Source organism: Lederbergia sp. NSJ-179, assembly GCF_022867885.1.
Lineage (GTDB): Bacteria > Bacillota > Bacilli > Bacillales > Bacillaceae_C > Lederbergia.
The window spans coordinates 248923-255842 of record NZ_JALIFP010000002.1 but is presented as its reverse complement, the minus strand read 5'-3'; the positions used below and the strand labels follow the sequence as shown (position 1 = coordinate 255842).

Annotated in this window: 6 protein-coding genes, 1 other RNA gene and 1 other annotated feature; of the genes, 1 reads left to right on the top strand and 6 read right to left on the bottom strand. The window is 38.8% G+C overall.

Annotated features, from left to right (window positions below):
• Positions 1-169: 169 nt before the first annotated feature.
• From MUB24_RS03210 to MUB24_RS03185, 6 genes are all read right to left on the bottom strand, one after another.
• Complete coding sequence (locus MUB24_RS03210; protein ID WP_244701126.1) at positions 170-340, bottom strand: hypothetical protein; 171 nt, start codon at positions 338-340, stop codon at positions 170-172.
• Between the two features lie 286 nt (positions 341-626).
• A complete protein-coding gene (locus tag MUB24_RS03205; RefSeq protein ID WP_244701168.1) occupies positions 627-1394 on the bottom strand; it encodes a tRNA threonylcarbamoyladenosine dehydratase in 768 nt (255 codons plus the stop codon).
• A 159-nt stretch (positions 1395-1553) separates the two neighbouring features.
• Positions 1554-1741: non-coding RNA, 6S RNA (ssrS, locus tag MUB24_RS03200), on the bottom strand.
• Between the two features lie 72 nt (positions 1742-1813).
• Positions 1814-3586 (bottom strand): aspartate--tRNA ligase, encoded by a 1773-nt coding sequence (gene aspS, locus MUB24_RS03195; protein WP_244701124.1) that lies wholly within the window; start codon positions 3584-3586, stop codon positions 1814-1816.
• A 19-nt stretch (positions 3587-3605) separates the two neighbouring features.
• On the bottom strand, positions 3606-4868 hold the full coding sequence (gene hisS / locus MUB24_RS03190; protein ID WP_244701121.1) for a histidine--tRNA ligase: 1263 nt from the start codon (positions 4866-4868) through the stop codon (positions 3606-3608).
• 62 nt (positions 4869-4930) lie between these two features.
• Positions 4931-5163: a binding site (T-box leader), on the bottom strand.
• A gap of 58 nt (positions 5164-5221) precedes the next feature.
• Positions 5222-5398, bottom strand: a complete 177-nt coding sequence (locus MUB24_RS03185) for a hypothetical protein (protein WP_244701119.1) — start codon at positions 5396-5398, stop codon at positions 5222-5224.
• Between the two features lie 175 nt (positions 5399-5573).
• Here MUB24_RS03185 and MUB24_RS03180 point away from each other — a divergent pair, with 175 nt between their 5' ends.
• On the top strand, positions 5574-6845 hold the full coding sequence (locus MUB24_RS03180) for an N-acetylmuramoyl-L-alanine amidase family protein (RefSeq protein WP_244701117.1): 1272 nt from the start codon (positions 5574-5576) through the stop codon (positions 6843-6845).
• Positions 6846-6920: the final 75 nt, after the last annotated feature.

Here is a 6920-nt window from a genome sequence, read left to right as displayed (position 1 = left end):
CGTTATAATCTTCTTGAAAATCTCTCATAAAGCTATCATCTCCTAGGTATTTTCGTAGTTTCTACCCAGTATTGACAGCTGTATGAGATTTTAAACTAAACATTAAATAGCGAGGAAGCAAAAACAAATTATCTATTCTCTTCACTTTATTCAAAGTTATCGCTAGCTATTATTTTTTATTATTTATAAAACAACTTACTATTGAAATCAATAAACCAAAAATCGAAATTGCTAGACCAAACTTTGTTCCAATTACATAGCCAAATCCTGTTGAACTAAATGCCAATATCATTGTGGCACCAAAAAGTATAATTGCGATTCCCAAGAGAATAATTTTCATTTTATACCTACCTCCTTTTTAAAATGCTCATAATAAATTCCCTCCATTTTTTATTTTGAAAACGCCTTAAATATTTGTACAACTCGATAAATCACGATTGTCGTAATGGAGTCTTTATATCGCATTTTTCTCTTTCCCCCTTCCTTTCTTAATAGACTCCTACTATTGAAGACTTATGTTAACGTTCCAAAGGTTAAAGAATTAAAAGACGTACTACCTGTTCATTTTTCGGCATTTGACATCTTTTCTTAAATGGCCAATCCTTTTTGGATGCTTCTTAATTTTTTTACTTACGATCGATAACCCGTTCGATCGAAATTCCATTTAAAATTTGCTTTACAACATAACTAGCCATGATTAATCCGGCTGTAGATGGAACAAAGGCATTCGAAGATGGGGGCATTTGCGCCTTACGGATTTCAGAATTATCATTTCCGACTGTTTTTCGAACATCTTCCCTAATCACGATCGGACTTTCATCAGAAAAGACAACAGGGATGCCTTTTTTAATCCCTTCTTTTTTTAATGTTGTTCGAATTACTTTCGCAATTGGATCTGTGTGGGTCTTAGAAATATCACTGATCCTTAATCTTGTCGGATCCATTTTGTTAGCCGCTCCCATGGCAGAGATAATAGGAATCTTGCGCTTTAGGCATTCTTTCATCAAAAGAATTTTATAACTGATCGTATCTGAGGCATCAATGACAAAATCAGGATGATGTTCAAAAAAGAAGTCGGAGGTTTCTTCCGTATAAAACATTTTTAAAGAAACCACTTCACATTCGGGGTTTATATCGTGAATGCGTTCTGTCATCAAATCTACTTTAGGTTGTCCTACCGTTGATAATAGAGCAATCAATTGTCGATTCACATTCGTAATATCCACATCATCTTTATCCACTAAAATAAGCTTTCCAATACCTGTTCTTGCTAACGCTTCTGCCGCAAACGTACCTACCCCGCCTACACCTAAAACGGCAACCGTACTGTTTTTTAAAAGCTTTAACCCTTGTTCTCCAATCGCTAATTCATTTCGCGAAAATTGATGTAACATCCCATACTCAACTCCAACTAAAAGGTTCATCATCCTCTTCTTTCACCAGGATGAAGATCATAAAATAATTTCATATCTTTTACCTACACATTATATATATTCCAATAAAAAAACAACCAACATGTATTGAGCTGGTTGTGTCCTTTAAAAGCGAAGTGGATAAGTCCCGATCGTGCCGTCTTTCAACCTTTGTTTTGAACCCGCTCTCGGCAGGTGGGTGTCCTGCTTCAAACCTCATATGTCCTCTCAACCGGAGGCTTATATTTGGAATGAAGACAAACAGACTCCCGTAGTTATGACTTGTCGGTCAAAACGATAAGGAACTAGAACGAACACATCAGGACTTATCCTGTTGATTAAATATTATCACAGGAATGCCATTTTTTCAAATGGAACGAAATGGGATTTTTGACCTGTTTTCAATCTTCTTCTTTCGCTAAAACCAAATATAATTCCTTTAATTGATCCTCGCTCACTTCATCCGGCGCTTTCATCAGAAGATCACTCGCACTCGCCGTTTTAGGGAAGGCAATCGTATCGCGTAAGCTGCTACAGCCAGAAAGAAGCATCACGATTCGGTCCAGGCCGAGTGCAATTCCTCCATGTGGGGGCGCCCCATAATCAAAGGCTTCTAGAAGAAAACCAAACTTCTCCTTGGCTTCATCCTCTGAAAAACCGAGGGCTTTAAACATCTTTTCTTGAATTTCTCTTTCAAAGATTCTTAGAGATCCCCCTCCAAGTTCATACCCATTTAATACAAGATCATAGGCTTGGGCTCGTACATCAGCAGGATTTGTTTCTAGTTTATCTATATCTTCTCGAACAGGCATAGTAAACGGATGATGGGCGGCTGAATAACGGCCTGCTTCTTCGTCATATTCGAAAAGTGGCCAATCAACAACCCAAAGGAAATTGTAGGCAGCTTCATCAATTAAATGAAGGTCTTTTCCTAATTTTAATCGTAATGCCCCTAAGGCATCCGCTACAACAGATTTTTTATCCGCCACAAATAAAATTAAATCACCAGGCTCTGCAGAAAGTTCCTGACAAAATTCTTGTTGCTCTGTTTCGGAAAAGAACTTAGCAATAGGTCCTTTCAAAGCTCTTTCTTCCACTTTCATCCAGGCAAGTCCCTTTGCACCATATCTAGCAGCATATTCCCCAAGGGCATCAATATCTTTTCGGGAATATTGGTCAGCAACCCCTTTTAGAACAATTGCTTTCACTTGTCCCCCTGATGCGACTGCTCCAGAAAACACTTTGAAACCACTATGTTCAACAAGATGGGAAACATCCTTTAATTCCATCCCAAAACGAGTATCAGGTTTATCTGAGCCGAATCTTGACATGGCTTCATCATATGGCAAAACGGGAAATGGCGTTTCAATGTCTATATTCTTCGTCTCACGCATGATTTTTTTCATCATTTCTTCACACATTTCACGGATATCGTCCTGACTCATGAAACTTGCCTCAATATCCACCTGCGTAAATTCAGGCTGTCGATCTGCCCTTAAATCCTCATCCCTGAAACAGCGGGCAATCTGATAATACCTATCAATCCCACCTATCATTAATAATTGCTTAAAAAGTTGCGGGGATTGTGGCAACGCAAAGAACTCACCAGGATGTACTCTACTAGGGACTAAATAATCTCTCGCCCCTTCAGGCGTGCTTTTCGTTAAAATCGGGGTTTCCATATCTAAAAAGCCTTTATCATCCAAAAAGTTCCGAATTGATTTCGTTATATCAGAACGCATTTTAAAAACAGCATACATATCTGGTCGACGTAGATCCAAATAGCGATATCTCAACCGAATTTCTTCTGACGCGTCTGAGCGATCTTCAATCGCAAATGGAGGGGTTTTCGCCTCATTAATCACTGTAATATTGGAAACAAGTACTTCAATTTCACCAGTTTTAATATTCGGATTAATGGTGCTGTCTTCTCTTTTTACAACCTGTCCTTGGATATCTAATACATATTCGTTTCTCACTTTTTCAGCGATTTCTAATGCTTCTTTTGAAATATCTGGATTGAATACAATTTGAACAATCCCTGTCCGGTCACGGAGATCAATAAAGATTAACCCCCCCAAATCTCTTCTTCTTTGTACCCATCCTTTTAAAACAACGGATTCACCAATAGCGGATTCCGATATTTCTCCACAATAATAGGATCTTCCAAACATCTCTTTTCCCCCTATCCACTTAATTTGACAATACCTCTTGAATTTTTTTTACCGGAACTTCTTGTTGTTCACCTGTAGCTAGATTTTTTATTGCCACAACACCAGAGGTTAGTTCATCGTCTCCAATGATGACGGCATAATGAGCGCCAAGCCGTTCCGCTGCTTTAAATTGAGCTTTCAGCTTACGATCCATATAATCCCGTTCAACAGAGAAACCTTCTCGACGTAAATCTTCCAATAACGAAACGGAATAATCTTTTGCCTTTTCTCCTAAGGCAATAATGTAGGCATCTATCGTTCGATCATTATCGAGCGAAACAGATTCTGCCTCTAACGCTTGAATTAATCGTTCGATACTTAACGCAAAGCCAATTCCCGGAGTATCAGGTCCACCCATTTCTTTTACTAGACCGTTATATCTCCCCCCACCACAAAGCGTCGTGATGGCACCGAATCCTTCTGCTTCACTCATGATTTCGAAAGCGGTGTGGTTATAATAATCCAGGCCTCTCACAAGGGTAGGATCTACAACAAACTCAATATTCATAGAGGCCAAATATTGTTGAACCCTTTGAAAATATTCCGTTGATTCCTCGTTCAAAAAATTTAGGATAGACGGTGCTGTCCCCATCAATTCATGATCTCGGTCCTTTTTACAATCCAATATTCGCAGCGGATTTTTCTCCAATCTTGCTTGACAGTCCGAACAAAATTCATTGATTCGCGGCTGAAAGTGTTGAATTAAGGCATTTCGATGCGAGATTCTGCTTTCCCGGTCCCCAAGACTATTGAGAACAAGTTTAAGCCGCTTAAGCCCCAAATTACGATATAATTCCATTGCTAAAGCAATTACTTCCGCATCAATAGCGGGGTCCATACTTCCTAAAGCCTCTACACCAAATTGAACAAACTGCCGATATCTCCCTGACTGTGGCCGTTCATAACGAAACATTGGCCCTAAATAATAAAGCTTAACAGGTTGATTGGGAGAGCCAAACATTTTATTTTCTGTAAAGGAACGTGCAATTGAGGCTGTCCCTTCTGGGCGTAATGTTAAGTCCCTCCCGCCCCGATCTTGAAAGGAATACATTTCTTTTTGAACAATATCGGTTGTATCTCCGACTCCCCGCTGAAACAATTCTGTTTGTTCAAAGATCGGTGTTCTAATTTCTTGATATTGATATAAGCGACATATTTTTTTGGCTGTTTCTTCGATCCATTGCCATTTTTCCACTTCACCAGGCAAAATATCCTGGGTTCCTCTAGGTATCTGAATGGTCATTTCAAATCCCCCTTGTTTTTGTTTTTTTTATACAAAAAAACTCTCGTCCCTTGTTCCGAAAAACAAGGGACGAGAGTTTAGTTCCCGCGGTGCCACCCTTTTTAAAGCTGTATGTTTACAGCTTTCACTTTGTTCGTTATCGCCTGCATACGTCCTACTCCTACTACCAGATGGTTTCGAAGTGGAAGCCTACGGAATGTGTTTCATTAAGATGTTATCAGAGAAATGCTTTCAACCAAGGCATTTCCTCTCTTTCTGATCCATTCTCAACTACTTTTTCCCTCATTGGCTGACTATTTTAATTACTATATCATACGGATTTCCCTATTCTTTGTCAATAGCTTCCAAATTATTTACGAACGATGAAGAGATTTTTTCCAAGCTTTTACTTCAGATAAAGCTAAACCTTCTTCATAAATGGATTGATTTTGTAATTCAAGATGATGACTCTCGGGGTTACTTTGTACATTCATTTGAATAAGCTGTGTAGCACTAGAAAAGGATGCTAGATTTTTCTCACTGGCCTTCATGAATAAATTCCTTCCTCCTTAAATAGCTTTAAAATTATTATGTCCTAATCAGAAAAATCCTATAAAAAAAAGGATTTTGAGCAGAATTATCGAATACTTAGTTTGATAATGCTCTATGAATATTGGTACAATGTAAATTCATAGAAGGATATTTAGAAAGGCGGTTTTACGTACAGTGAACAAAAGGGCCATTATTATAACAATTTCAGCCTTATTTATAGCTATTATTGTGTATTATTCCCCGATAACATCAGCGAATACAGAAAAAGTTACGATAATTGGAGAGATTGTCAATGTCCGTGAACAGCCGGGTACAACTTACTCTATTGTTACCCAAATTCACAAGGGAGAAACCTATTCGCTTGTAGACAGTGAAAATGGGTGGTATAAAATCAAATTACCGTCCAATCAAACAGGGTGGATTGCCGGCTGGCTGGCAGAAGGCCCAACCAAATCAGAGACGTTATCTGAGCCATTTATGGCGACAGTTCAAACAAATTCCTTAAATGTACGATCACAACCAGATCCAACAAGTGAGCGAATTGGAGTTTTGAACGAGGGCGATCAGGTGAAAATAACCGGTGAGCAAAATGGTTGGAGCCAAATCGAGTATGAATCAGAAATTGCCTGGGTGAGCAGCGACTATATTAGTAAGGTAGATGCTGTAACAACAGCTTCTTCTCAGACTAACCAAATTAGTATTTTGTACGACGGAACGAACATTCGCAAAAAACCCGCTCTTAAGTCCCAAATTGTGACACAGGTCTCTTCTGGAGAAACCTTTTCTGTTTTAGAAAAAAATGGTGATTGGTATAAGATTGAATATGCATCGGGAAAAACTGGTTTTGTCGCTAGCTGGATTGTTGCAGCAACCACATCCCAAACCGATAAATTGCAATTCAAGCATAAGCCAGGTGCTAAAATGGTTGTGATTGATCCCGGGCATGGTGGACGAGATCAAGGAGCAACGGGGAGCAATGGGACACTCGAAAAAAATCTGACCCTGGAAATAGGTAATCTCCTTGCCCATAAATTAGATAAGGCCGGTTTTAATGTCGTATTGACACGTTCCACAGATGAGTACATTAGTTTAGAATCAAGAACGGAACAAGCAAACGTAGAGCAAGCAGACGCTTTTATCAGCTTGCATTATGACAGTATAGATAATCAACAAGTGGAAGGACATACCTCTTATTATTACAATGAGCAGGATAGAATATTAGCTGAAACGATTCATAACAATATTACCGAGGCTGTTCAACTTAGGGATCGCGGTGTACGATTTGGCGATTATTACGTACTTCGCGAAAATACGAGGCCATCCATTTTACTTGAATTGGGCTATCTAAGTAATCCTCAAGAGGAGCAGACGGTTAAATCTAAAACATTTCGGGAACAAACAGCGAACGCGATTGTTGATGGTATCAAAGAATATTTTGAAAATTAGCATCCAAAAAATCTGGTGAGAAATTCCCTTACCAGATTTTTTTGACCCTATCATTCAAAAAGGATAAACAGCTAA